This window comes from Mesorhizobium sp. LSHC420B00, from assembly GCF_000503055.1.
Classification (GTDB): domain Bacteria; phylum Pseudomonadota; class Alphaproteobacteria; order Rhizobiales; family Rhizobiaceae; genus Mesorhizobium.
The window spans coordinates 81,237-104,843 of the sequence record NZ_AYVY01000005.1; the positions used below are offsets into that span (position 1 = coordinate 81,237).

The following is a 23,607-nucleotide window of genomic DNA, read 5'->3' on the forward strand; positions in this document are numbered from 1 at the left end:
GACACGCTGAGTTATAATCAGCGTTGCAACAGGATGTCTCACCATGAACACGACCATTCGCAAGATCGGCAATTCCGAAGGCGTGATCCTGCCGAGGGAGATTCTCGATCGTCTGAACCTGAAGGCCGGCGACCAGCTTCAAATCGTTGAAACAGGTGACGGTCTTGCGCTGAAGCCGGTGGACGACAGCTTCGAGCGGCAAATGAAAGCTGCCCGCGAGGTCATGGACAAATACAAGGTCGCGCTTCAGAAGCTCGCCGAATGAGCTGGGAGTTTCTGACGCGGCGTGCAGTCGAAGCGATGCACGCCGAGCAGTTGCGCCGACACGGCGGAGCACAAGGCTTGAGGGATGAAAATGCCATTGAATCGGCGCTCGCCCGTGCGGAGAACAAAGCCAACTACGGAGACCCGTCGGTTGAAGAACTCGCCGCCGTCTATGTCTTCGGCATCGCCCGAAATCATGCCTTTGTCGACGGCAACAAACGCACCGCCATTGTCGCTGCCGGCGCATTTCTGATTGTGAATGGTTATGCCCTGTCGGCCAATGACGGCATGCTTTACGAATTCGTCATGGGCGTCGCCGCCGGCGAAATCGACGAGGCCGGTGCCGCGGCGTTCTTCCGCGACCATGTCGTCAAGCTCGAAGACTAACTATCGGAGAGCTTGACGATCTCCCATTCCTTGCCGTTAACCACGGCAATTTCGCCGACCTTCTTGCCGAACAGCGCCATCGCCATCGGCGACATATGGGAAATTGACCCTTTGGCCGGGTTGGCCTCATCCTCGCCGACGATCTTCCAGTGCACCTTCTTGCCGTCGTCGCTCTCCAGTGTGACGCCCATACCGAAGCGAACCATGTCGCTGCCCGGTTCCGGCACCGAAAGCTCGGCGCTTTCACGCCGCGCCGTCCAATAGCGGAGATCACGCGACACCAGCGCGATGCGCTCGCGGTCGGCCCTCTTTTCGGCTCTGCCCAGTTCGTCGCGCAGAGCGGCCACCTCCGCATCGATCAGCGCCAGGCCGTGTTCCGTCACCAGATTGCGGTGATGGCTGATCGGCCGCTCGCCGATGCCGGCAATGGCGTTTTCGCTGTCTTCCTCGCGGGTGAAGGCCCTGCTCATCCGATGAACTTAGGCCCGGCGCGACGACTCCACAAGCCATAGCCGGCAAACCCGACCTCGGGGCCGATCCCGTCTGGCACGAATCCTGCCGCGTGAGCGTTGGACGCAAGGGATCTGTGCCGATGTTGAACAGAAGAACGCTGCTTACGCAGACCGCCGGCTTTGCCGTCATGGGGCTTTCGCTCGGCAAGGCAGCGGCGGAAAACCTGCACGGCATCGACAAAGCCGCGATGCGCGGGGCGATCAATGCGACCGATCTCGGCGTCCGGCCCGGCGCGCTTGAGGACCAGAGCAAGGCTTTCACCAAGCTGCTGCGCGAAGCGCACGTTCGCGACATGCCGGTGTTCCTGCCGCCGGGGACCTATATCGTTTCCAACCTGTCGCTGCCCGGCCGCGTGCGCCTGTCCGGCGTGGCGGGCGCATCGCGGATCGTCTATGGCGGCAACGGCCATCTCATCATGGCGGAACAGGCCGAGCATATCGTACTCAGTGGACTGGTGTTCGACGGCAGCAACCACTGGATGGGCGATTATACGCAAGGCCTGCTCGATCTGCGCCGCATCGCCCATCTCGTCGTCGACAATTGCCAGCTTACCGGCAGCGGCAAGAACGGTCTGGCGCTCGAACACGCCTCGGGCCGTATCGAACGCTCGGAGATATCCGATGCGGCCGATGCCGGCATCTATTCGGTCGAGGCCGATGGCCTGGAAATATCAGGCAATAGCGTCTCCGACTGCGCCAATGGCGGCATTCTGGTGCACCGCTGGCAGGCGGCGGAAGATGGTACCATCGTCAGCGGCAACCGCGTCGAACGCATCCAGGCGCGCAGCGGCGGAACCGGCCAGAACGGCAACGGCATCAATGCCTTCCGCGCCGGCAATGTCATCATCTCCGGCAATATTGTTTCGGATTGCGCGTTTTCGGCTATCCGCGCCAACAGTGCCAGCAATTTGCAGATCACCGGCAACACCTGCTCGCGCTCGGGCGAAACAGCCGTGTATTCCGAATTCTCATTCGAAGGCGCCATCATCAGCAACAACATCGTCGATAGTGCTGCGAACGGTATTTCGATCGTCAATTTCAACGAAGGCGGCCGCATGGGGGTCTGCTCCGGCAACATCGTCCGCAACCTGTCGACCAGCGGCCCCTACCCTGCCGATGCGCCCGGCTTCGGCGTCGGCATCAGCGTCGAGGCAGACACCACCGTTTCCGGCAATGTCGTTGAGAATGCGCCGCTCTACGGCATGCAGATCGGCTGGGGACCGTTCATGCGCAATGTGGTCGCCACGGGAAACGTCATCCGCAAGGCGGGGACCGGTATCGTCGTCACCGTGGTCGAAGGTGCCGGGACGGCAATCATCTCCGACAATGTCATCGACGGAGTCCAGAACGGCGCGATCGTCGGCCAGCGCTGGGCCGAGCCGGTGACCGGCGACCTCGCCGCGTCAGGCAATGCCGGCTATGCGCATTTGACCGTCGAGCGCAATCACGTCAGTTGAGGGCGGCGGTGGGCCGGAGCGCGCCGACTTTGGCGCCGATCCGGCTTTCGATAGGCGGATTTGCCTGTTCGATCAGCTTTGCCGCCAGCGGCTGGTCTGCGTGCAAAAGCTTTAACAGCACGGCCGCGAGCATGACTTCAGTTGCGCGGCCGGCGCCGTCGTCGCATTTCAGCGCGATGCCAAGGCCAAGCTCTGGAAGGGCGGCACAATGGACGCCCTCGGCGCCCCCCTTGGCAAAGATCCGGCCAGGCGCGGCCTCCATCATCGCGACGTCGGACCTGCCAGTGCCGGCGACGAAAAACGGCTCGGCCATGCAGGCGGAAAGCAGCCGCTTCGCCGCCCGGGCGCGCACCGGCTCGAAGCTGGCGCCTGTCGCCATGCGGGCAAAGCCAAGCGCAAAGCTGCGCAGCGGCACGGCATAGGTCGGAATCGAGCAACCGTCAGTGCCACGGTGATCGGCGTCATGGGCAGCACCGGTCACCGCCTGCATCGCTTCGCGCACCATCTCCTGCGAAGCATGGCCAGCCTTGACGTAACCGCGATGGGCGATGCCGCTGTGAACGCAGGTGCATAGGAAGCCTGAGTGCTTGCCGGAACAATTGTTGTGCAGCGCGTTCGGCACGCTGCCGGCGCGGGCAAGCGCCAGCGTCGCCCCATGGCTCGACGGCCAATGCGCGCCGCATTCGAGTGCCGTCTCGTCCAGGCCGGCCTTCGCCAGCATAGCCCTCGCGAGCTCGACATGTGGCGGCTCGCCGGAATGCGAGGCGCAGGCCAGTGCCAGCTCCCGGTCACCGAAGCCGTAGCCATCGGCAGCGCCGCTCTCGACCAGCGGCAACGCCTGGATCGCCTTGACCGCCGAACGCGGGAACACCGGTTGTGCCGTGTCGCCGATCTCCCAGACAGGCTTGCCGTCGGCGTCGAAGACGGCAACAGCGCCGCGATGCGCGCTCTCGACGATAGCGCCGCGCAAAACTTCGACCAGAACCGGATTTGTCATGAATTCCCCGCTAGCGCATGATCTCGAAACTCGGAATCAATTTTCGAAAAGGATCATGCGCAAAATCAAAGCGATATAGCGCCCTTTTGCGCGCGCGAAGCGGCGCGCGCGCTGTAATGCGGGGCCGCTTTTATCTGATCCGGTCGAGAATGGAAACGTAGTTGGCGACCGCCGCGCCGCCCATGTTGAAGATGCCGCCGAGCTTTGCTCCCGGCACCTGGATGCCGCCCGCCTCGCCGACGAGTTGCATGGCGGTAAGCACATGCATCGATACGCCGGTGGCACCGATCGGGTGGCCCTTGGCCTTCAGCCCGCCGGACGGATTGACCGGCAGCCTTCCGCCTTTCGCCGTATCGCCATCCAAGGCCAGCTTGGCGCCCTCGCCCGGCTTGGCCAGGCCCATCGCCTCATACTCGATCAGCTCGGCGATGGTGAAACAGTCATGCGTCTCGACGAAGGACAGGTCGCCGAGCGTCACGCCGGCCTGCTTCAGCGCCTGATTCCAGGCCTGCTCGCAACCTTCGAACGCGAGGATGTCGCGCTTCGACATCGGCAGGAAATCCTGCACATGCTCATTGGCGCGGAAGGCGACGGCGCGGCGCATCTTCAGCGCCGTCGCCGTGTCGGCGAGGACAAGGGCGGCGGCGCCGTCCGAAACCAGCGAGCAGTCTGTGCGCTTCAGCGGACCGGCGACGAAGGGGTTTTTTTCGCTTTCCTGCCGGCAGAACTCGTAGCCGAAATCCTTGCGCATCTGCGCGTAGGGATTGTCGACGCCGTTCTTATGGTTCTTGGCGGCGATCATCGCCAGCGCATCCGACTGGTCGCCGTAGCGCTGGAAATAGGCTTGAGCGATCTTGCCGAAGACGCCAGCGAAGCCTGCCGGCGTGTCACCATCCTCCGGCAGATACGAGGCCTTGAGCAGGTTCTTGCCGATCTCAGGACCGGGCGTCGTCGTCATCTGCTCGGCGCCGACCACCAGCACGATACGGGCGGCATTTGCGTCGATGGCGCGGATGCCTTGCCTGACCGCCGCCGAGCCGGTGGCGCAGGCGTTCTCGACGCGGGTCGCCGGCTTGAAGCGCAGCCGGTCGTCTGCCTGGAGGACCAGGCTCGCGGTGAAATCCTGGGCGGAAAACCCGGCGTTGAAGTGGCCGAGCACGATCTCGTCGACGTCATCTGGACCGATGCCGGCATGATCGAGCGCCTCGACCGCCACCTTGGTGATCAGGCCCTCCAGCGTCTCGCCTTCGAGCTTGCCGAAGCGCGAATGCGCCCAACCGACGATGCATGCTGTCATGGCGATCCCCATCCTGCAGGCCCGGCTGCGCGATGTCGCGGCCGCTCGGCATTGTTCAAGGATGAACCGTTCCGCCGGTTTCGTGAAGGGGCCAGAACCGCACAATCGCTTGATCTTGATATCTGGTCATAACGCCTGGCATTTGCCAGCAAATCAGGCTGAATTTTTTGTTGATTGATGCGTCAATAAAAAATAAACTTACCCAACAGGCCGGAGCAAGAATGCCGAAACTCGGAATGGAGCCGTTGCGCCGCAAGGCGCTCATCGACGCAACGATCTCGGCGATCGGCGAGCGCGGTTCGCTTGATGTCACGATGTCGGAAATCGCCGGGCGCGCCGGCGTGTCCTCGGCGCTTGCCCACCATTATTTCGGCGCCAAGGACGAATTGCTGTTGGCGACGATGCGGCACATCCTGAGCGGGCTCACCGCCGATACGCGGCGCGCGCTTCGCACGGCCGGCACGGCGCGCCAGCGCGTCTCGGCAGTGGTCGCGGTCAATTTCTCCGACGTCCAGTTCCAGCCGGAAACGATCGCCGCCTGGCTCGCCTTCTATGTCGAGGCGCAGAAATCGGCAGCACTTCGCCGGCTGCTCAAGGTCTATGCACGGCGGCTGCATTCCAATCTGCTTAGCGGGCTGACCGGTATCCTGCCGAGAAGCGAGGCCGACCGGGTTGCCGAAGCGACGGCGGCGCTGATCGACGGGCTCTATATCAGGCGCGCGCTGAAGGACGGCGTGCCCGATGCCGCGACCGCGATCGCACTGGTTGAGGACTATCTCGAAATGAAGCTTAGCGGACGGCAGAAGCAGTGACATCCAAGCGACCCAACATCCTGATCGTCATGGTCGATCAGCTCAACGGAACGCTGTTTCCAGACGGGCCGGCAGACTTCCTGCACGCGCCACATCTGAAGGCGCTCGCCGCGCGTTCGGCGCGTTTTTGCAACAACTACACCGCCTCGCCGCTCTGCGCGCCGGGCCGCGCCGCATTCATGAGCGGCCAATTGCCGTCACGCACCGGGGTCTATGACAACGCCGCCGAATTCACCTCGTCGATCCCGACCTTTGCCCATCATCTGCGCGCCGCCGGCTATCACACCTGCCTCTCTGGCAAGATGCATTTCGTCGGGCCGGACCAGTTGCACGGCTTCGAGGAACGGCTGACCACCGACATCTATCCGGCCGATTTCGGCTGGACGCCGGACTATCGCAAGCCCGGCGAGCGGATCGACTGGTGGTATCACAATCTGGGCTCAGTGAGCGGTGCCGGAACTGCCGAAATCACCAACCAGCTGGAGTATGACGACGAGGTCGCCTTCCATGCGGTGCAGAAGCTCTACGATCTTGCCCGCGTCTCCGACGACGTCGCACATCGGCCCTGGTGCTTGACGGTTTCCTTCACCCATCCGCACGATCCCTACGTCGCACGGCGGCGCTACTGGGACCTCTACGAGGATTGCCCGGCGCTCGAGCCCGAGATCGGCTTCATTCCCTACGACAGGCAGGACCCGCATTCGCAGCGGCTCTACCGCGCCAGCGACTATGATAGCTTTGACATCACCGCGGAGCAGATCCGCCGCGCGCGGCGCGGCTATTTCGCCAATATCTCCTATCTCGACGACAAGCTCGGCGAGTTGCTGTCGGTGCTCGAGCGCACGCACATGCTCGACGACACGGTCATCCTGTTCTGCTCGGACCACGGCGACATGCTCGGCGAGCGCGGCCTGTGGTTCAAGATGTGCTTCTTCGAAGGTTCGGCGCGGGTGCCGCTGATGATCGCCGGCAAGAGCATACGCACCGGGCTGATCGACACGCCGGTCTCCAACCTCGACGTGACGCCGACGCTTTGCGATCTCGCCGGCATCGACATCAGCGCGATTGCGCCGTGGACCGACGGCCAGTCGCTACTGCCGCTGCTGAACGGAAGGAAACGCTCCGCGCCGGTGCTGATGGAATATGCAGCCGAAGGCTCGAACGCGCCGATGGTGGCGATGCGCGAGGGCCGCTACAAATTCATCCATTGCGAGATCGATCCGCCGCAACTGTTTGATCTTGAATCGGATCCGCTGGAATTGACCAACCTCGCCGCCGATCCGGCCAATGCGGCTTTGGTCGCGGCTTTCACCGGCAAGGTGCGGGAGCGCTGGGACATGGCGGCGTTCGATGCCGCGGTGCGTGCCAGCCAGGCACGCCGCTGGGTGGTCTACCCGGCGCTGCGCAACGGCACCCACTACCCTTGGGAATTCCAGCCGCTGCAGAAAGCATCGGAGCGCTACATGCGCAATCACATGAACCTCGACCTGCTCGAAGAGCAGAAGCGCTTTCCGCGAGGCAAATGATGGCAGACAGTCTCGTCCCCTCGCTCGACCATCTCAGGCAGGCCTATGCCGCCACCTCCAAGGCGACGCAGATCACGCCGCTGCTGGAATCGGCGGCACTCGCCCGCGAGACCGGCGCCGCCCGCTTCTTCGTCAAGGCCGAGTCGCTGCAATGGGCAGGATCGTTCAAGGTGCGCGGCGCCTACTGGCGGCTGAAGCGGCTGTCGCCTGACGAAGCCAAAAAGGGCGTCGTCGCCTATTCCTCCGGCAATTTCGCGCAAGGGCTGGCGGCGGCGGGCCAGGCGCTCGGCATTCCTGTCACCATCGTCATGCCGATCGACGCGCCGGCCGCCAAGCGCGACGCCACATCGGGCTACGGCGCGCACGTCGTGCTGACCGACCATGGCGAGCGCGCGCGTGAGGAAGTCGCTGCCGCCAGGGCGCGCGAGATCGCCGCGAGCGAAGGCCTGGCGCTGCTGCACCCGTTCGACGATCCGGAGATCGTCGCCGGCCAGGCCGGTGCCGGGCTGGAGGCACTCGACCAGCTCGCCGCCAGGCAAACCGAGGCCGATCTCTTGTTCTGCTCGGTCGGCGGCGGCGGCCTGATCGGCGGTGTTTCGCTGGCCTTCCACTACCTGTCGCCAGCCACGAAGATCATCGGCGTCGAGCCGGAAGGTTTTGACGGCATGGGCTCGTCGCTGGCACATGGCGCCATCGAAACCATGCCGATCGGGCCGAAATCGATCTGCGACGGGCTGATGTCGCGGCGGCCTGGCGACGCGCCGTTCGCAGCGGTGAAGACCGCCGGCGTTCGCGGCGTCACCGTCGACGATGCTTCGGTGCGGCGCGCTATGCGGATCGCCTTCGAGCGGCTGAAGCTGGTGCTCGAGCCTTCGGGCGCTGCTTCACTCGCGGCGTTGCTCGGCGGCAAGGTCGACGTGACCGGCAAGACCGTTCTCGTAGTGGCAACCGGCGGCAACGTCTCGCTGGCCGATTTCATTGCGCATATGAACCATGGGCGCGCATGAACCATGCTTGAAGCGGATTTCGTCATCATCGGCTCCGGCTCGGCCGGCTCGGCCATGGCCTACCGGCTGTCGGAGGACGGCAAGCATTCGGTGATCGTCATCGAATATGGCGGCAGCGATATCGGGCCGCTGATCCAGATGCCGTCGGCGCTGTCGATCCCGCTCAACATGAGCCTCTACGACTGGGGCTTTGCCAGCGAGCCGGAGCCGCATCTCGGCGGCCGCGTGCTGGCAACGCCTCGCGGCAAGGTCATCGGCGGCTCATCCTCGATCAACGGCATGGTCTATGTGCGCGGCCATGCCCGCGACTTCGACCATTGGGCCGAACAGGGCGCGGCCGGCTGGGGCTTCGCAGACGTGCTCCCGTACTTCAAGCGAATGGAGGACAGCAATGGCGGCGAGAATGGCTGGCGCGGCCATGGCGGCCCGCTGACTGTGCAGCGCGGCTCGCGGACCAATCCACTCTACGGCGCCTTTGTCGAGGCAGGCCGTCAGGCCGGTTTCGAGCTAACCGATGATTACAATGGCGCGAAGCAGGAAGGTTTTGGGCCGATGGAGCAGACCATTCGTGGCGGTCGCCGCTGGTCGGCGGCGAGCGCCTATCTCAGGCCGGCACTCAGGCGGAAAAATGTCAGCTTGGTCAAGGGGTTCGCCCGACGGGTAATCATCGAGAATCAACGCGCCACCGGAGTCGAGATCGAAGCGCGCAAGCGGATTCAGGTGATCAGAGCGCGGCGTGAGGTGATCGTTGCCGCGTCCTCGATCAACTCGCCCAAGATCCTGATGCTGTCCGGCATCGGCCCCGGCCAGCACCTCAAAGAGAACGGCATTCCGGTGATTGTCGACCGGCCCGGCGTCGGCCGCAATCTGCAGGACCACATGGAACTCTACATCCAGCAGGAATCGACAAAGCCGATCACGCTGAACTCCATCTTGAACCCGTTCTCGAAGGCATTGATCGGCGCGCAGTGGCTGTTCTTCAAGTCCGGCCTCGGCGCCACCAATCATTTCGAGGCGGCCGCCTTTGTGCGCTCGCGCGCCGGCGTCGATTATCCCGACATCCAGTATCACTTCATACCGGCAGCAGTCCGCTATGACGGCAAGGCGGCGGCGAAGGCGCATGGCTTCCAGGCGCATGTCGGGCCGATGCGGTCGAAGTCGCGCGGTTCGGTCACGCTGCGCTCGCCCGATCCCAAATCGAAGCCGGTGATCCGCTTCAACTACATGTCGCATCCGGACGACTGGACGGAGTTCCGCCACTGCATCCGGCTGACCCGTGAGATCTTCGGGCAAGCGGCCTTCGATCCTTACCGCGGCAAGGAACTGTCGCCGGGTTCGCACGTACAATCGGACGACGAGCTCGACGCCTTCATCCGCGACCACGCCGAAAGCGCCTATCACCCTTGCGGCACCTGCAAGATGGGCCGTGCCGACGATGCGATGAGCGTCGTCGATCCGGAATGCCGCGTCATCGGCGTCGAAGGGCTGCGGGTCGCCGATTCCTCGATCTTCCCGCGCGTCACCAATGGCAATCTCAACGCGCCGTCGATCATGACTGGCGAGAAGGCCGCCGACCACGTTCTCGGGCGCTCGCCGCTGGCGCCGTCCAACCAGGAACCATGGATCAATCCGCGCTGGCAGGCGTCGGACAGATAGGCCATGATCCGGCGGACGCACATTCCGCCTGCCGCGAAAGACGATTGGAGAACAGTCATGCGCGCCCAGCCAACGGCATCGCATTATGTCAACGGCCGCTATATCGACGACGAGCGCGGCGCGCCGCTGCCGGTCATCTATCCGGCGACCGGCGAGACCATTGCCATGCTGCGCTCGGCGACGCCGAACGTGCTTGAACTCGCGATCGAAGCCGCGCGTGCGGCACAGCCGGCCTGGGCACGGCTGAAGCCGGTCGAGCGCGGCCGCATACTGCGCCGTGCCGCCGACATTTTGCGCGCCCGCAATGCCGATTTGGCGCGTATCGAGACGCTCGACACCGGCAAGCCGATCCAGGAGACGCTGGTTGCGGACGCCCCTTCGGCGGCGGATTGCCTCGAATATTTCGGCGGCGCGGTCGCCGCCTTTAATGGCGAGGCCGTCGATCTCGGCGGTCCCTTTGCCTATACCAGGCGCGAGGCGCTCGGCGTCTGCGTCGGCATCGGCGCGTGGAACTACCCGATCCAGATCGCCGGCTGGAAATCCGCACCCGCCCTCGCCATGGGCAATGCGATGGTGTTCAAACCGTCGGAAAACACGCCGCTTTCAGCGCTGGCGCTCGCCGAAATCTACACCGAGGCCGGGCTGCCCGACGGGCTGTTCAATGTCGTGCAAGGTTTTGGCGATGTCGGCGCCGGCCTTGTCGGCCATGAGGTCGTCGCCAAAGTCTCGGTGACCGGCTCAGTGCCGACCGGCCGCAAGGTGCTGTCGCTCGCCGGCTCGAAGATGAAGCACGCGACGATGGAGCTCGGCGGCAAGTCGCCGCTGATCGTCTTCGAAGACGCCAACCTCGAAAACGCCATCGGCGGCGCGATGCTCGGCAATTTCTATTCGACCGGTCAGATCTGCTCCAACGGCACACGGGTCTTCGTGCAGCGCAGCATCCATGACCGTTTCGTCGAAAGGCTGACCGAGCGGACCAAGAAAATCCGCATCGGCGACCCGCTCGACCAGGACACGCAGATGGGGCCGCTGGTCTCGAAGGCGCAGCACGACAAGGTCGTCTCATACATCGAGGCCGGCAAGCAGGATGGTGCGGTGCTCGCCTGCGGCGGCAATGTGCCTTCGCTGCAGGGTTTTCAGGGCGGCTTCTTCGTCGAGCCGACGGTGTTCACCGGTGTCACCGACACGATGCGCATCGCCCGCGAGGAGATTTTCGGGCCTGTCATGAGCGTGCTGAAGTTCGACAGCGAGGACGAGGTGATCGAGCGCGCCAACGACACCGAATTCGGCCTCGCTGCAGGCGTGTTCACGCGCGACCTGGCGCGCGCCCACCGTGTCATCGCCGAATTGCAGGCCGGCACCTGCTGGATCAACGCCTACAATCTGACGCCGGTCGAAATCCCGTTCGGCGGCTTCAAGCAGTCCGGCATCGGCCGCGAGAATTCGCTCGCGGCATTGGCACTCTATTCGCAGCTAAAGTCGGTCTACGTCGAGACCGGTGATGTCGCCAGCCCGTACTGATCCTTGCGGGCCGTACCGTCCAGATACTGCGTCAGCGCACAGACCAGATGGTAGAAGATGCTGGCCGGCACCTCGCTTGCCAGCGAGCGGCCACGCTCGTCGATGCGGTCGATCCACAGGCCGAGCGGTGCCGGATTGATGTGCCAGCGGAACAGCCGGCCGACACGCGCCTCGATTTCCGGCTTCAGGTCGGGACCGCCCGAGCCGTCCAGCGCGATCGCTGCCTTGATTGCTTCGGCCTGCGGCCAACTGCGCGAGACGCGGTCGAGCGGCAGCCCTTGCCGCGAGACGGCGCCGTAGGCGAGGCCTGTGGCGCGGTTCAGGCCATTGGCAATCGCCGACGCGTAGAGTTTCCTGGCGAGGCCGGTCAAGCCGCTTTGGCCGCTGCGGCCCGCGAAGTCGACCAGCAGCGAGGCCCATTCGAAATGATGGCCCGGTTCGGTCCACGTGCCTTTCTCGCCAGGGGCTGGCCGCCATTCATTGTCGAAATACTCACCCAGCGTCCAGCTTTCCGGGTCGAAGAAATGGCTGCGGAACAGATCGACGATGCGCGCGGCGCGGCGAAGATAGGCGCGCTCGCCGGTCGCCTGATGCCAGGCCAAAAACGCCTCGAGCAGATGCATGTGCGGGTTGGAGCGGCGTTCGCCCTCGCCGCTCGAGGTCTCGCGGAAGCCGGTCAGGCGTTCGTCCTCGAGATGCGCGTCGATGAACGCAAAGGTCTCCTCGCCAAGCCGCAATGCATCCGGATTGCCGCACATATGGGCATGCGCCAGCGCCAGAAGCACGCAGGAATGGTCATAGGCATCCTCGGCGGCATCGGCGACGGTGCCGTCGACGTTGAGCGTGCGCACCCAGCCGCCATTATCGGTGCGGCCGTTCCTGGCCATGAATTCGAGGCCGTGGCTAATCAGCCGATCGGCCGGGCCGTTCCAGCCGCGCGCCTTGGCGACGGCGAAGGCATAGATCTGCCTGGCCTGCGTGCGCATGCGCTTGGGTTTCATCAGCGGGGTGGCGTCGAAACCGAGCGCCTCATGGAACCCGCCATGGCGCTCATCGACGCCGATCGTCGACCACAGCGGCACCGTCTCCTCGAACAGCCAATGGTGCACGCGGCGTTGCCAGGCGCCGCTTTCGATGACGCGATCGTCGGCGGGCGTGAACCTGGTCTCCAGGCGGCCGCTCTTTTCGAGCTGCTCGACGATCTTCTTGACGTTCTGGCTGTGGCTGACCGGCGCGACGAAAGTGGCGTCGGCGGTCGAGACGATGGCGACGTCCTTCAGGCCAATGGCCGACAGCAGGCGGCCGTCGCTGCGGATATAGGAGTTCTCGCAATCGATGGCGACGACGTCGCCGACAATGACGTTGCCCTGCTTGTCGGACGGCCCGACATCGAGCAGCGATTGCCAGGAACCGAGATCGTTCCAGCGAAAGCCGGCCGGCACCATGGCGATGCCGCTGGCGCGCTCCATGATCGCATAGTCGATCGATGTCGAAGGGATGGCGGCATAGAGCTCCAGAGGCATGTAGAGGCCGGAAAGATCCGATGTCGCAGCCTGGTAGGCAGCCTCTGTGGCGCTCCAGATGTCTGGCTGGAAAGCCATGAACGCGTCGCGCATGGCACTGGCGCGAAACAGGAAGATGCCGGTGTTCCAGTAGAAATTGCCGGCCTCAAGATAGCTCTGCGCGGTGGCGAGATCGGGTTTTTCGACGAAACGCGAGACATCGCAGATGCCATCGCGCTCGCCGGCCACCTCGATGTAGCCATACCCGGTCTCCGGTTGGGTGGGCTTGATGCCGAACACCACCAGCCTGCCTTCGCGCGCCGCCGCCGTGCCGGCCTCGACGCTCCGCCAGAATTGCTGCGCGGTCGCGATCTCATGGTCGGACGGCACCACCAGCACCAGGCTGTCGCCGAATTCGGACAAAGTGCGCAGGCTTGCCAAAGCGACGGCCGCGGCAGTGTTGCGTCCGGTCGGCTCGAACAGCGGGCCGCCGCCGGAAAGCTCGTGGCCGGCAATGTCGGCATGAACGCGGTCGGCGTGCCTTTCCGAGGCAATCAGGAAAACCGGCGTTTCGCCTTCCGGCCGCGCAGTCAGCCGGCGTAGCGTCTTGGCCAGCATCGAGCCGTCGCCGGAGAAATCATGGAACTGCTTGGGATTGTCCTCGCGCGACAGCGGCCACAGCCGCGAGCCGATGCCGCCGCTCATCACAAAACTGACGATCCGTTCGGTCATGAAAATAAGTCCCGCTCAAAAGGTCTGATTGTAGGCGCCGACTTCCGGGCTGCGGCGCAGCACCGCGTCGACGGCTTCGAACATCTGGCGACGCCGCTCGGACGATACCGGGCTTTCGACCACCACCACAAGCTCCGGCTTGTTCGATGATGCCCGCACCAGCCCCCAAGTACCATCCTCCGCCACGACCCTGACGCCGTTGACGGTGATCAGCTCGGCGATCTTCTGGCCGGCGAAGACTGCGCCCTCGTCCTTCATCTTGCGAACATCGCCTACGACCCGCTCGACGACGCCGTATTTGAGCTCGTCGGCGCAGTGTGGCGACATGGTCGGCGTGCCGAACGTCAGCGGCAGATCGCGGTAGAGGTCGGCCATGCTGCTTTGCGGGCTGCGATCCAGCATCTGGCATATAGCAATGGCCGTGACCAGGCCATCGTCATAACCGCGGCCAATCGGCGGATTGAAGAAGAAGTGGCCCGATTTCTCAAAACCGGCGACAGCGCCGAGTTCGGCGACGCGCCGTTTGATGTAGGAATGACCGGTTTTCCAATAGTCGGTGACCGCGCCATTTTCCCGCAACACCTTGTCGGTCATGAACAATCCGGTCGACTTGACGTCGACGACGAAAGTCGAGCCGGGATAGAGGTGTGAGATGTCGCGCGCAAGCATGACGCCGACCTTGTCGGCGAAGATCTCGTTGCCTTCATTGTCGACCACGCCGCAGCGGTCGCCGTCGCCGTCGAAGCCGAGCCCAACATCGGCGCCAGTTTCCAGCACCTTGTCGCGAATGGCGTGCAGCATCTTCATGTCTTCGGGGTTGGGATTGTAATTCGGAAACGTATGATCGAGCGCGACGTCGAGCGGAATCACCTCGCAGCCGATCCTTTTCAGTGCCTCGGGAGCGAAAGCCCCGGCGGTGCCGTTGCCGCAGGCGGCCACCACCTTGAGCTTCCTCGAGATACGCTTTCCCGCTGTCAGATCGTCGAGGTAGGTTTTGCGGAAATCCGCAACGAAGTCATAGGAGCCGCCACCGACAAGGTCGAAATCGCCTGAGAGCACGATCGCCTTCAGCGCGCTCATCTCCTCCGTACCAAAAGTCAGCGGGCGCGCCGCGCCCATCTTGACGCCGGTCCAGCCATTCTCGTTATGCGAGGCGGTGACCATGGCGACGGACGGCGTGTCGAGCGCGAATTGGGCGAAATAGGCCATCGGCGACAAGGCCAGCCCGACATCCTTGACCCGCGCGCCGGCGGCCATCAGCCCGGAAACCAGCGCCAGCTTGATGGCAAGCGAATAAGAGCGGAAATCGTGACCGGTGACGATGTCGGGTCCGGCACCCAGACGGCGGATCAGCGTGCCGAGCCCCATGCCGAGCGCCTGGACGCCGATCAGATTGAGCTCCGGCGGCTCGTTCGAACCGGGATGGCCAAACCACCAGCGCGCATCATATTCGCGAAACCCGGATGGCTTGATCAACGCCGAGGTTTCGAACTCAAAAGTGTTTGGTTTGACATCGCTAACGATCTTCATCGACAAGGCTGCAACTCCAGGCGGCTGAATCAGATGCTTCGAGGCAAGTGGACGGTTACCTAGAAGCCCCTTTAAGCCGTGTTTGTGCGACAGGAAACTGAAACCTGTATGACGTAGCGGCTAAAGCGAAAGAAATGCGACGGAAGCGCTGCCATTGGCGCTTGCAGTAACCAAATGCGGCGGCTATAAGCCCGCGGTCTGGTCACGGAGTGTAGCGCAGCCTGGTAGCGCACATCGTTCGGGACGATGGGGTCGCAGGTTCAAATCCTGCCACTCCGACCAGAAAAAACAGCGGCTTAGCTGTTCTTGTTCCCGAAACAACCACCTTCCGCCGCAGTTCTGACCAATCGCGCTATGCGCTCAGGCGAAATCGCGTCACATCGATGGCCGCGGCCATCAGTGTCTGCGTATAGGTTGCCTGCGGATTGCTGAAGATCGCCTCGGACGGCCCCTCCTCGACGATCTTGCCCTGCTTCATGACGATGATGTAGTCGGCCATGGCGCGCACGACCGCGAGATCGTGGCTGATGAACAGATAGGACAGTTCGTGGTCGGCCTGCAGCTTGCGCAGCAATTCGACGATCTGCTTCTGCACGGAGCGGTCCAGCGCCGAGGTCGGCTCGTCCAGCACCACCACTTTCGGCTTCAGTATCATGGCGCGCGCAATGGCGATGCGCTGCCGCTGACCACCGGAGAATTCGTGCGGATAGCGGTTGCGCGTGTTCGGGTCGAGCCCGACTTCGAGCAAGGCATCGACGGCGCGGAGATCGCGCTGCCTGCCCGACAGATTGGGCTCGTGGACCAGGAGCCCTTCGGTGATGATCTGGCCGACGGTCATGCGCGGCGACAGCGAGCCGAACGGGTCCTGGAAGACCAGCTGCAATTCGCGCCGCAGCGGCCGCATCGCCTGGCGGTCGGCGTGGGAGATGTCGCGGTCGCCAAGCCGGATGATGCCGTCGCTGGGCAGGAGCCGCAGCAAGGCGCGGCCGAGCGTCGACTTTCCCGAACCGGATTCGCCCACGATGCCGATGGTCTGGTTGCGCTTCAGCCGGATCGAAATGCTATCGACAGCGCGCAATATCAGCGGTTCTCCACCAAGAAAGCCGCCGCCGATCTTGAAGGTCACTTCGACGTTCCTGCCTTCGAGCAGGACGGGGGCATTCGGAGGCGGCGGGGCCTTGGTGCCGGTCGGCTCGGCGGCAAGCAACATCTTGGTGTAGGCGTGCTGCGGGTTGACGAAGATTGCTTCCGCCTCGCCCTCCTCGACGACCTCGCCATAGCGCATCACATAGACCCGGTCGGCAAAGCGCCTGACGATTCCGAGATCGTGGGTGATGAAGACGATCGCCATGCCGAGCTTGCGCTGCAGTTCGGCGAGCAGCATGAGGATCTGCGCCTGGATGGTCACGTCGAGCGCCGTCGTCGGCTCGTCGGCGATCAATATGTCGGGGTCATTGGCCAGCGCCATGGCAATCATGACGCGCTGGCGCTGACCGCCCGACATCTCGTGCGGATAGGATTTCATCCGCCGCTCCGGATCTGGAATATGGACCAGCCGCAGCAGCTTGAGCGCCTCTTCGCGCGCCTCGGCGGCGCCAAGCCCGCGATGCTTGCGGATCGGTTCGATCAACTGGCTACCGATCGAATAGAGCGGGTCGAGCGAAGTCATCGGCTCCTGGAAGATCATGCTGATCTTGCGGCCGCGGATCTTGTTGAGCTCGGGCTTGCTCAGGGTCAAAAGATTGCGGCCGCGGTAGTCGACGCTCCCGGTGGCTTCGCCGTTCGAGGCCAGCAGGCTCATCGCCGCCATCATCGTCTGGCTCTTGCCGGAGCCGGATTCGCCGACGACGGCTACCGTCTCGCCTGATTTAACATGGATATTGATGCCCTTCACCGCCTCCACCACGCCGTCGAGCGTGCGGAAGCGGACGCGAAGATCCTTGACGCTGAGAATGGTTTCGGAAGCAGCCATCTCAACGATCCCTCGGGTCGAGCGCGTCGCGCAGCCCATCGCCGACGAAATTCAGCGCGAACAATGTCGAGACGAGAAAGAAGGCCGGGAACAAAAGCAGCCAGTTGGCCGAGCCGATATTCTGGGCGCCGACCGAAATCAGCACGCCCCAGCTGGTCATCGGCTCCTGGACGCCGAGCCCGAGGAACGACAAAAAACTCTCCAGGATGATGACCTGCGGCACCAGCAGCGTCATGTAGATCACCACCGGCCCGAGCAAATTGGGGATCACATGGCGCAGCAGAATGCCGCGCTGCCCGACGCCCATCGCCTCCGCCGCCTGGACATATTCCTGCCGGCGGATCGATAGCGCCTGTCCGCGCACGATGCGCGCCATGTCGAGCCACAGCACGGCGCCGACGGCCAGGAACATCAGCACGAAGTTCCTGCCGAAGAACACCACCAGCATGATGACGAAGAAGATGAACGGCAAAGAATAAAGCACGTCGACGATACGCATCATCACCTCGTCGACCCTGCCGCCGGCAAAGCCGGCGGTGGCGCCATAGAGCACGCCGATCACCACCGCCACAATGCCGGCAAGCAGGCCGATGGCCAGCGATATGCGCCCGGCCATCAGCGTTCGCGACAGGAGATCGCGGCCGGTATTGTCGGTGCCGAACAGGAAATATTGCTGCTTGATCGATGCACTCATCACCATTTCGAGACCGTCCGGCGATTTGCTCTCGATCTTTGTGTCATCGAAGGTATCGGAACGATCAAGGTAGCGAATGTTGCGGTCGTCGATCGGCTTGGACGATCTGACGGTAACGAACACACGGCTGCCCTCCTGCCGCCACTCCTTGATGTCGACGCGCATACGCCTGATCGCCTCGTCGAGAGCGCCTTCGATCATGTCGGCCTTTGGATAGGCGGAGAAGCTCGGCGGCGTGCGGACATAGTCGCCATAGATGGTGGTGTATTGGTGCGGCACGAAAGAGGGTCCAAACACGCTGATGACGGCGATGAAGGCAAGATAATAGAGGCTGAACATGGCCGCGCGGTTGGCCTTGAGGCGCGCCCACGCATCCCCCCACAGGGATCGGCCGACGACCGGTGCTGCAACTGCGATATCAGTCATAGCGCACCCTCGGATCAACGACACCATAGAGGACGTCGACGATCAGGTTGAAGACAATGGTGAAGAGCGCGATGACCACCACCGTCCCCATCACCAGTGTGTAGTCGCGATTGAGTGCGGCAACGACAAAATGGCGGCCGATGCCCGGGATAGAGAAGATGGTCTCGACGATGATCGAGCCGGTGAGAAGGGCTGCGGCCGCCGGACCGGTGAAGGAGACGATCGGCAGGATGGCGCCGCGCAGCGCATGCTTGACGACGACCGACCAGTTCGACAACCCAAGCGCGCGGGCGGTGCGGATGTGATGCGAGTGCAGCGATTCGATCATCGAGCCGCGCATCAATCGAGCGACGATGGCGATCTGCGGCAGAGCGAGCGTCAGCACCGGGCCGACCTTATTGATGACGGCTCCATCGCCCCAGCCGCCGATCGGCAGCAGCTTCCAGGTCAATCCGAATACAAGCTGGATCACCGGAGCGATGACGAAGGTCGGAATGGTGCTGCCGGCGGTCGCCAACGCGATCACCGAATAGTCGGCAAGCTTGTTCTGGTTGAGCGCGGCAACAGTGCCGAGCACGCTGCCGAGAAGCAGCGCCAGAACGAGCGCCGAAGCGCCGAGTTGGATCGAGATAGGCAGGCCTTCCCTGAACAACTCGCCGACGGTGAAATCCGGCATGTTGTAGCTGGGGCCGAAATTGCCGCGCAGAAGATTGCCTAAATAATGGAGGTACTGCAGCCAGAGCGGGTCGTTGAGCCCGAACTGGGCTTCGAGATTGGCCCTGATCTCGGGGCTCAGGCCCCGCTCCTGGTTGAACGGGCCGCCCGGCGCGACGCGTATCAGGAAGAACGCTATGGTCACGATGACGAACAGCGTCGGGATGGCGGTCAGCAGCCGCCGAAATACGTAACGCAGCATCGGTGCCCCGCTTGATCCAGAGCAGCGCGCGTCCAACTGGACGATTGCGCTCTAGCCTTCAAATCTTCGCACCGACATTGTCGAAAATCGAATCCGGTTCCCGGGCCGATGCGATGGCAAACCAGCGCCGCCGCGCATCGAGTTGCGCGGCGGCCTGGCTAAGGGATCAGTCCTTGCTGATGAAGCGGGACGGATGGATGTCCATCACATTGTCGTCGAAGCCGTGCAGCTTCGAGGAAACGATGTCGTGGTAGCTGTAGTAGAGAAGCGGGATGTTACCGACATCGTCGACGAGGATGCGCTCGGCCTTGGCGAGTTCCTTCATGCGCTCTTCGGGCTTGCCGCCGGCGGCGGCGGCCTTGTCCATGGCCTCTTCGTATTTCGGGCTGACGTAGCTCGAATAGTTGTTGCCGCTGGCCTTGCGGGTGATGCCAAGGAAGGTTTCCGGATCCTTGTAGTCGGCGATCCACGCGGCACGCGCCACATCATAGTCGCCCTTCTGCTCAAGGAAGGAGTAGTGGGTCTTGGTATCGGTGTTGAGCAGCGTGACCTCGACGCCAAGCGGCTTCAGCTGTTCCTGGATGGCGACAGCGGTGTTCTTGTGGTTTTCCGAGGTGTTGTAGCGGATCTGCATCTTCAACGGATGCTCGGGCGTATAGCCGAGCTTCTCCAGGATTTTCTTGGCTTCATCCTCGCGGTCGATCTGCGGCATGTCAGCGTATTTGGCCAGTGCCGGCGTGTAGCCCTCGATGCCCGGAGGCACCATCGAATAGCCGGGCAGCATCGAATTCTGCCAGACTTTTTCGGCGAGAAAGTCGCGATCGATCGCCATCGAGATGGCGTTGCGCAGTTCGACATTGTCCCACGGCGCCTTGTCGGTCTTGATCGCATAATAGTAGGTGCCGAGATATGGCCCGACACGGACCTGGTCGCCGAATTTGGACTTGAGATCGGCGAGCTGTTCCGTCGGCAGGTCACCGTAACTGTCGAATTCGCCGGCCTCGAAGCGCTTCATCGCAGACGAGCGATCCTCGGTCGGGATGTAGTTGACCACGTCTAACTTGACGCTGGCGGCGTCCCAGAATTTCGGATTCTTCACCAGCTTGAGATGGTCGTTGGGAATCCACTCCGCCGCTGTAAAGGCCCCGTTGGAGACCAGCTTGCCTGCCTTGATCCAGTCGGCGCCAAGCTTTTCGATGGACGCCTTGTTAACCGGAAAGGTCGCCTGATGGGTCAGCATCTCCAGGAAGTAAGGCGTTGGCGCCTTGAGGGTGACTTCGAGGGTATTTGCGTCAATCGCCTTGACGCCCATATCCTCCGGCTTTCCCTTCTTGGTGTTGACTTCCTCGGCACCCTTCACCGGATAGAGCATGGAAGCGTATTCGGCAGCGGTGGCCGGATCTTCCAGCCGACGGAACGAATAAACGAAGTCGTCCGCCGTCACCGGGCTGCCATCCGACCAGAGGCCGTCCTTGCGCAGCTTGAAGGTGTAGACAGTGCCGTCGTCGGACACCGTCCAGCTTTCGGCTGCGCCCGGAATGAGGTTCGTCTTCTGGTCATGCATGACGAGGCCCTGGAACAGGTCGCGTATGATATCGGCTTCGTAGACCGTCGAGGTCTTGTGCGGATCGAGCGTCTCCGCTTCGGCGGCGGCTCCGCGGTTGTAGACGGTTTCGGCGAAAGCCGGCGTGTAGAACGTACCGGCGGCCAAGACCATGGTCGTGGCGAGTACCGTCGCCTTCAGCACATGTTTCAGCATGGAGTTCTCCCTAATGACGTCGCCCTTCAGCTACGTCTCTAAGTGTTGACGCCCCGAAACCGATTGGCTGGTTCCTTTCGAGCGCGCAGCCGGTTCCCTTTCCGGCAGCTGGTGGCCAAACAGTAACGTGGAGATTTTTTATTTCAACAGACTCTCGGGGTCACCCAAAGTAAGGGGGCCGGGGCAGCCGCTTTGCGAACCGCCAATCAATGATCGAAAGCATGAGTTTGGCTGGGTTTCCTGGCCAGAACGCCGATAATCTGGCTGATCATTTCAGTTTACCGGAATGTATTAATTGGTTCTTAGGCAACCAAGGGTTACAAATCCCGATGGGTTCGGCACATCGACCTTTATGGTCCAACGGGCAAGGGCAATGAACAAGATAGACAGTAATACTGTCACATTAAAGCGTAAAATATTGCGCCCAATAAGGGCAAATCTACGCAAAATTGGAGAAGAATCCGGAACTTCCGCGGTCGAATTCGCCCTGCTTTCCCCGATCTTTATCCTGCTCGTACTCGGAATGGTTGCATATGGTATCTATTTTGGTGCAAGCAACTCGTTGCAGCAAATCGCCGCCGATGCCGCCCGTACTGCAATTGCCGGATTGAACCAAACCGAGCGCCAGGCGCTGGTGGCGGGTTTCGTCAAAAACAATGCCAGTGGATACCCGTTCGTCGATTCCGGCAAGCTGACCTATCAGGCGACGGACAGCACGGCCGACGGAAATCAGTTCGTCGTGTCGATCCAGTACGATGCCAGCAACCTGCCGATCTGGAACCTGTTGCCCAGCCTTGCGATGCCGCAAACCACGATCTCGCGCAGGTCTACCATCAGGATTGGAGGCATTTGAAATGTCGCAGTTCTTGCTGAGGGGCATCGGGCGGATCGCTCGCTCCATCGTTGGCGACAAGAAGGCGAACTTTGCCGTCATGACTGCGCTGATAGCGCCATTCGCGCTGGGGCTGGCGGCCTTCGCTGTCGACGAAGGTTCGATCTACACGGAGCGCAGGGAAGCCCAGGCGATGACCGATCTGGCGGCGATCACCGCGGCGTCGAACATCAACAATATGGAAGCCGCGGCGGTAACCACGCTCAGTGACAACCGAATGCCCGGCATCATTGTTCAAAAGCCGGGTGAGACAATCGTTCCCACGGTTGGGAAAACCGTCGTGTCCGTCACCGGCGGCCGATACTCAGCGGCGTCCTCGGTCGGGGTCGACAAGCGCTTCGAAGCCGGTAAAACGCCTTACAACGCCGTTCGCGTCACTCTACACAAAATCCCCGCCCGGTATTTCGCCAGTTCGCTCATCCCTACTCCGGTTGTCGGCACCGAAGCCATTGCCAGCATGACGCCGCAAGCGATGTTCTCGGTTGGATCAAGGCTTCTCAGCGTCAACGGCGGCATCCTCAACGCGCTTCTCAGTAAGCTGCTGGGCGGAAACATCTCGCTCAGCGTCATGGACTACAACGCGCTGATTTCGGCCGACGTCAACGTGCTTTCGTTCGTCGATGCCCTTGCGGTGCAGTTGCAACTGACCGGCGTCAGCTATTCCGAAGTGCTGGCCTCGAAAGCGACGGTAGGCCAGATCGCGACCGCCATGGCCAATGCTTCGGGGACGGGCAGCGCCAGCAAACTTGTCCTACAGACAATCGCGTCGAGGGCTACCAACACGGCCAAGATACCGCTCAATCATCTTGTCGACCTTGGTTCGATCGGCAAGCTCGGCCTCGGACAAAAGTCTCCAGGCTTTTCCGTCGACGCAAGCGCGATGGGCATGCTGGGTGCCGCCGCCTCGCTGGCCAATGGCTCAAACCAGGTCCAGGTCGATCTCGGCGCCACTATTCCGGGACTTACCTCCACCACGCTCGCCGTCGCCATCGGTGAACCGATGCAATATTCACCCTGGCTGGCCGTCGGGGAAAAAGGCACCGTGGTGCGCACTGCGCAGACACGAATCAAGCTGGTCACCACAGTCGGCATCGGCAATTCCAATCTCGGCGGCGGCATCAGTCTGCTGTCCGTCAACCTGCCTCTGCATGTCGAAGTCGCCTATGCGGAAGCCAAACTAACCGACATCAGCTGCCCGACGGGCCGGCCGGATAGCATCAAGGTCTCGATCGCCGCGCAGCCTGGCGTGGCCTCGCTGCACCTTGCCGCCAGCGACGCCGACAACAACCCATCGGCCTTCGCCGATTTCAGCAATCCGCAATCGTTCTCCGATGCCACGATTGCACAGGTAAGCGTGAAGCTCCTGCTGCTCACCCTCAATCTGCTCGATGTGAAGGGTTCTTCAGCACTTGCGATCACCAACAACGATCCGACCACATTGACGTTCGACAGCACCGATATCGCCAACAAGACGATAAAGACGGTTTCGACGAAGAACCTGACGCAATCGCTCACCACGTCACTGGTCAGCGGGCTGTCGCTCTCGGTCAATGCGCTGGGCCTCGGGCTGGACGTGACGGCTCTGCTCGGAACGGTGAAGCCGGCGGTGGTAACGGTTCTGAACGGCGTGACGGCGCCTGTCGACGCACTGGTTTATAACGTTCTTGCAGCGCTTGGCGTGCATGTCGGCGAGGCCGATGTCCGGGTTGTCGGCGCGACTTGCGGGCGCTCCGTACTCGTTCAATGAG

At 62.6% G+C, this 23,607-nt stretch carries 20 protein-coding genes and 1 tRNA gene; 12 read left to right on the plus strand and 9 right to left on the minus strand.

Annotation, left to right across the window (positions count from 1 at the left end; translation table 11 throughout):
* Nucleotides 1-43: 43 nt before the first annotated feature.
* Nucleotides 44-265, plus strand: coding sequence for an AbrB/MazE/SpoVT family DNA-binding domain-containing protein (locus tag X760_RS50825; protein WP_023718425.1), 222 nt, complete (start codon nucleotides 44-46; stop codon nucleotides 263-265).
* The gene (locus tag X760_RS50830; protein WP_023718426.1) at nucleotides 262-651 is read left to right on the plus strand and encodes a type II toxin-antitoxin system death-on-curing family toxin; all 390 of its coding nucleotides are present in this window, start codon (nucleotides 262-264) and stop codon (nucleotides 649-651) included. Before X760_RS50825 ends, X760_RS50830 begins: the two co-directional genes overlap by 4 nt.
* Here X760_RS50830 and X760_RS50835 read toward each other — a convergent pair.
* Nucleotides 648-1,121 carry a GreA/GreB family elongation factor gene (locus X760_RS50835; RefSeq protein ID WP_023718427.1) on the minus strand — a complete coding sequence of 158 codons (474 nt, stop codon included), beginning with the start codon at nucleotides 1,119-1,121 and terminating at the stop codon, nucleotides 648-650. The two genes, X760_RS50830 and X760_RS50835, sit on opposite strands and share 4 nt — an antisense overlap.
* A 122-nt stretch (nucleotides 1,122-1,243) precedes the next feature.
* Between X760_RS50835 and X760_RS50840 the strand changes: the two genes are divergently transcribed.
* Nucleotides 1,244-2,620 (plus strand): TIGR03808 family TAT-translocated repetitive protein, encoded by a 1,377-nt coding sequence (locus tag X760_RS50840; protein ID WP_023718428.1) that lies wholly within the window; start codon nucleotides 1,244-1,246, stop codon nucleotides 2,618-2,620.
* Here X760_RS50840 and X760_RS50845 read toward each other — a convergent pair.
* A complete protein-coding gene (locus tag X760_RS50845; RefSeq protein WP_023718429.1) occupies nucleotides 2,613-3,617 on the minus strand; it encodes an asparaginase in 1,005 nt (334 codons plus the stop codon). The genes X760_RS50840 and X760_RS50845 overlap by 8 nt on opposite strands.
* A gap of 130 nt (nucleotides 3,618-3,747) precedes the next feature.
* Entirely contained in the window at nucleotides 3,748-4,914 is a 1,167-nt protein-coding gene (locus X760_RS50850) for an acetyl-CoA acetyltransferase (RefSeq protein WP_023718430.1), read from the minus strand.
* Between X760_RS50850 and X760_RS76230 the strand changes: the two genes are divergently transcribed.
* Genes X760_RS76230 through betB form a run of 6 tightly spaced genes read left to right on the plus strand, consistent with a single transcriptional unit; the run spans nucleotide 4,913 to nucleotide 11,436 of the window.
* Complete coding sequence (locus tag X760_RS76230; RefSeq protein WP_156948046.1) at nucleotides 4,913-5,092, plus strand: hypothetical protein; 180 nt, start codon at nucleotides 4,913-4,915, stop codon at nucleotides 5,090-5,092. The genes X760_RS50850 and X760_RS76230 overlap by 2 nt on opposite strands.
* Before the next feature lie 43 nt (nucleotides 5,093-5,135).
* Entirely contained in the window at nucleotides 5,136-5,726 is a 591-nt protein-coding gene (gene betI, locus X760_RS50855) for a transcriptional regulator BetI (protein WP_023718431.1), read from the plus strand.
* Complete coding sequence (gene betC / locus X760_RS50860) at nucleotides 5,723-7,252, plus strand: choline-sulfatase (protein ID WP_023718432.1); 1,530 nt, start codon at nucleotides 5,723-5,725, stop codon at nucleotides 7,250-7,252. Before betI ends, betC begins: the two co-directional genes overlap by 4 nt.
* On the plus strand, nucleotides 7,249-8,259 hold the full coding sequence (locus tag X760_RS50865) for a threonine/serine dehydratase (RefSeq protein ID WP_031193794.1): 1,011 nt from the start codon (nucleotides 7,249-7,251) through the stop codon (nucleotides 8,257-8,259). Before betC ends, X760_RS50865 begins: the two co-directional genes overlap by 4 nt.
* 3 nt (nucleotides 8,260-8,262) lie before the next feature.
* Nucleotides 8,263-9,915: a choline dehydrogenase gene (betA, locus tag X760_RS50870; protein WP_023718434.1), complete on the plus strand. Its 1,653-nt coding sequence runs from the start codon at nucleotides 8,263-8,265 to the stop codon at nucleotides 9,913-9,915.
* Between the two features lie 57 nt (nucleotides 9,916-9,972).
* A complete protein-coding gene (gene betB / locus X760_RS50875) occupies nucleotides 9,973-11,436 on the plus strand; it encodes a betaine-aldehyde dehydrogenase (RefSeq protein WP_023718435.1) in 1,464 nt (487 codons plus the stop codon).
* Here the strand turns inward: betB and X760_RS50880 are convergent.
* A complete protein-coding gene (locus X760_RS50880; RefSeq protein WP_023718436.1) occupies nucleotides 11,400-13,670 on the minus strand; it encodes an AGE family epimerase/isomerase in 2,271 nt (756 codons plus the stop codon). The genes betB and X760_RS50880 overlap by 37 nt on opposite strands.
* A 15-nt stretch (nucleotides 13,671-13,685) precedes the next feature.
* Nucleotides 13,686-15,206 (minus strand): phosphomannomutase/phosphoglucomutase, encoded by a 1,521-nt coding sequence (locus X760_RS50885; RefSeq protein WP_023718437.1) that lies wholly within the window; start codon nucleotides 15,204-15,206, stop codon nucleotides 13,686-13,688.
* 199 nt (nucleotides 15,207-15,405) lie between these two features.
* On the opposite strand from X760_RS50885, the gene X760_RS50890 reads away from it, so the two are divergent.
* A tRNA-Pro gene (locus X760_RS50890) sits at nucleotides 15,406-15,482 on the plus strand.
* Nucleotides 15,483-15,552: 70 nt separating this feature from the next.
* Here the strand turns inward: X760_RS50890 and X760_RS50895 are convergent.
* The 4 genes from X760_RS50895 to X760_RS50910 all read right to left on the minus strand — a co-directional run bounded on the left by X760_RS50895 (nucleotide 15,553) and on the right by X760_RS50910 (nucleotide 20,967).
* Nucleotides 15,553-17,172 carry an ABC transporter ATP-binding protein gene (locus X760_RS50895; protein ID WP_023718438.1) on the minus strand — a complete coding sequence of 540 codons (1,620 nt, stop codon included), beginning with the start codon at nucleotides 17,170-17,172 and terminating at the stop codon, nucleotides 15,553-15,555.
* A gap of 1 nt (nucleotide 17,173) precedes the next feature.
* On the minus strand, nucleotides 17,174-18,292 hold the full coding sequence (locus X760_RS50900) for an ABC transporter permease subunit (RefSeq protein WP_023718439.1): 1,119 nt from the start codon (nucleotides 18,290-18,292) through the stop codon (nucleotides 17,174-17,176).
* Nucleotides 18,285-19,208, minus strand: coding sequence for an ABC transporter permease subunit (locus tag X760_RS50905; protein WP_023718440.1), 924 nt, complete (start codon nucleotides 19,206-19,208; stop codon nucleotides 18,285-18,287). The genes X760_RS50900 and X760_RS50905 overlap by 8 nt, the downstream gene beginning before the upstream one ends.
* A gap of 166 nt (nucleotides 19,209-19,374) precedes the next feature.
* A complete protein-coding gene (locus X760_RS50910) occupies nucleotides 19,375-20,967 on the minus strand; it encodes a peptide ABC transporter substrate-binding protein (RefSeq protein WP_023718441.1) in 1,593 nt (530 codons plus the stop codon).
* 373 nt (nucleotides 20,968-21,340) lie between these two features.
* Between X760_RS50910 and X760_RS0137565 the strand changes: the two genes are divergently transcribed.
* Together X760_RS0137565 and X760_RS50915 are read left to right on the plus strand one after the other, a co-directional pair.
* Entirely contained in the window at nucleotides 21,341-21,820 is a 480-nt protein-coding gene (locus X760_RS0137565) for a TadE/TadG family type IV pilus assembly protein (RefSeq protein WP_084642568.1), read from the plus strand.
* Between the two features lies 1 nt (nucleotide 21,821).
* Complete coding sequence (locus X760_RS50915) at nucleotides 21,822-23,606, plus strand: pilus assembly protein TadG-related protein (RefSeq protein WP_023718443.1); 1,785 nt, start codon at nucleotides 21,822-21,824, stop codon at nucleotides 23,604-23,606.
* Nucleotide 23,607 lies beyond the last annotated feature (1 nt).

What these genes read in the sequence shown, in the direction of transcription:
- X760_RS50825 (WP_023718425.1), top strand. Translation starts at nt 44, where the DNA reads ATGAACACGACCATTCGCAAGATCGGCAATTCCGAAGGCGTGATCCTG.
- X760_RS50830 (WP_023718426.1), top strand. Translation starts at nt 262, where the DNA reads ATGAGCTGGGAGTTTCTGACGCGGCGTGCAGTCGAAGCGATGCACGCC.
- X760_RS50835 (WP_023718427.1), bottom strand. Translation starts at nt 1,121, where the DNA reads ATGAGCAGGGCCTTCACCCGCGAGGAAGACAGCGAAAACGCCATTGCC.
- X760_RS50840 (WP_023718428.1), top strand. Translation starts at nt 1,244, where the DNA reads ATGTTGAACAGAAGAACGCTGCTTACGCAGACCGCCGGCTTTGCCGTC.
- X760_RS50845 (WP_023718429.1), bottom strand. Translation starts at nt 3,617, where the DNA reads ATGACAAATCCGGTTCTGGTCGAAGTTTTGCGCGGCGCTATCGTCGAG.
- X760_RS76230 (WP_156948046.1), top strand. Translation starts at nt 4,913, where the DNA reads ATGGCGATCCCCATCCTGCAGGCCCGGCTGCGCGATGTCGCGGCCGCT.
- X760_RS50850 (WP_023718430.1), bottom strand. Translation starts at nt 4,914, where the DNA reads ATGACAGCATGCATCGTCGGTTGGGCGCATTCGCGCTTCGGCAAGCTC.
- betI (WP_023718431.1), top strand. Translation starts at nt 5,136, where the DNA reads ATGCCGAAACTCGGAATGGAGCCGTTGCGCCGCAAGGCGCTCATCGAC.
- X760_RS50865 (WP_031193794.1), top strand. Translation starts at nt 7,249, where the DNA reads ATGATGGCAGACAGTCTCGTCCCCTCGCTCGACCATCTCAGGCAGGCC.
- betA (WP_023718434.1), top strand. Translation starts at nt 8,263, where the DNA reads ATGCTTGAAGCGGATTTCGTCATCATCGGCTCCGGCTCGGCCGGCTCG.
- betB (WP_023718435.1), top strand. Translation starts at nt 9,973, where the DNA reads ATGCGCGCCCAGCCAACGGCATCGCATTATGTCAACGGCCGCTATATC.
- X760_RS50880 (WP_023718436.1), bottom strand. Translation starts at nt 13,670, where the DNA reads ATGACCGAACGGATCGTCAGTTTTGTGATGAGCGGCGGCATCGGCTCG.
- X760_RS50895 (WP_023718438.1), bottom strand. Translation starts at nt 17,172, where the DNA reads ATGGCTGCTTCCGAAACCATTCTCAGCGTCAAGGATCTTCGCGTCCGC.
- X760_RS50900 (WP_023718439.1), bottom strand. Translation starts at nt 18,292, where the DNA reads ATGACTGATATCGCAGTTGCAGCACCGGTCGTCGGCCGATCCCTGTGG.
- X760_RS50905 (WP_023718440.1), bottom strand. Translation starts at nt 19,208, where the DNA reads ATGCTGCGTTACGTATTTCGGCGGCTGCTGACCGCCATCCCGACGCTG.
- X760_RS50910 (WP_023718441.1), bottom strand. Translation starts at nt 20,967, where the DNA reads ATGCTGAAACATGTGCTGAAGGCGACGGTACTCGCCACGACCATGGTC.
- X760_RS0137565 (WP_084642568.1), top strand. Translation starts at nt 21,341, where the DNA reads ATGAACAAGATAGACAGTAATACTGTCACATTAAAGCGTAAAATATTG.
- X760_RS50915 (WP_023718443.1), top strand. Translation starts at nt 21,822, where the DNA reads ATGTCGCAGTTCTTGCTGAGGGGCATCGGGCGGATCGCTCGCTCCATC.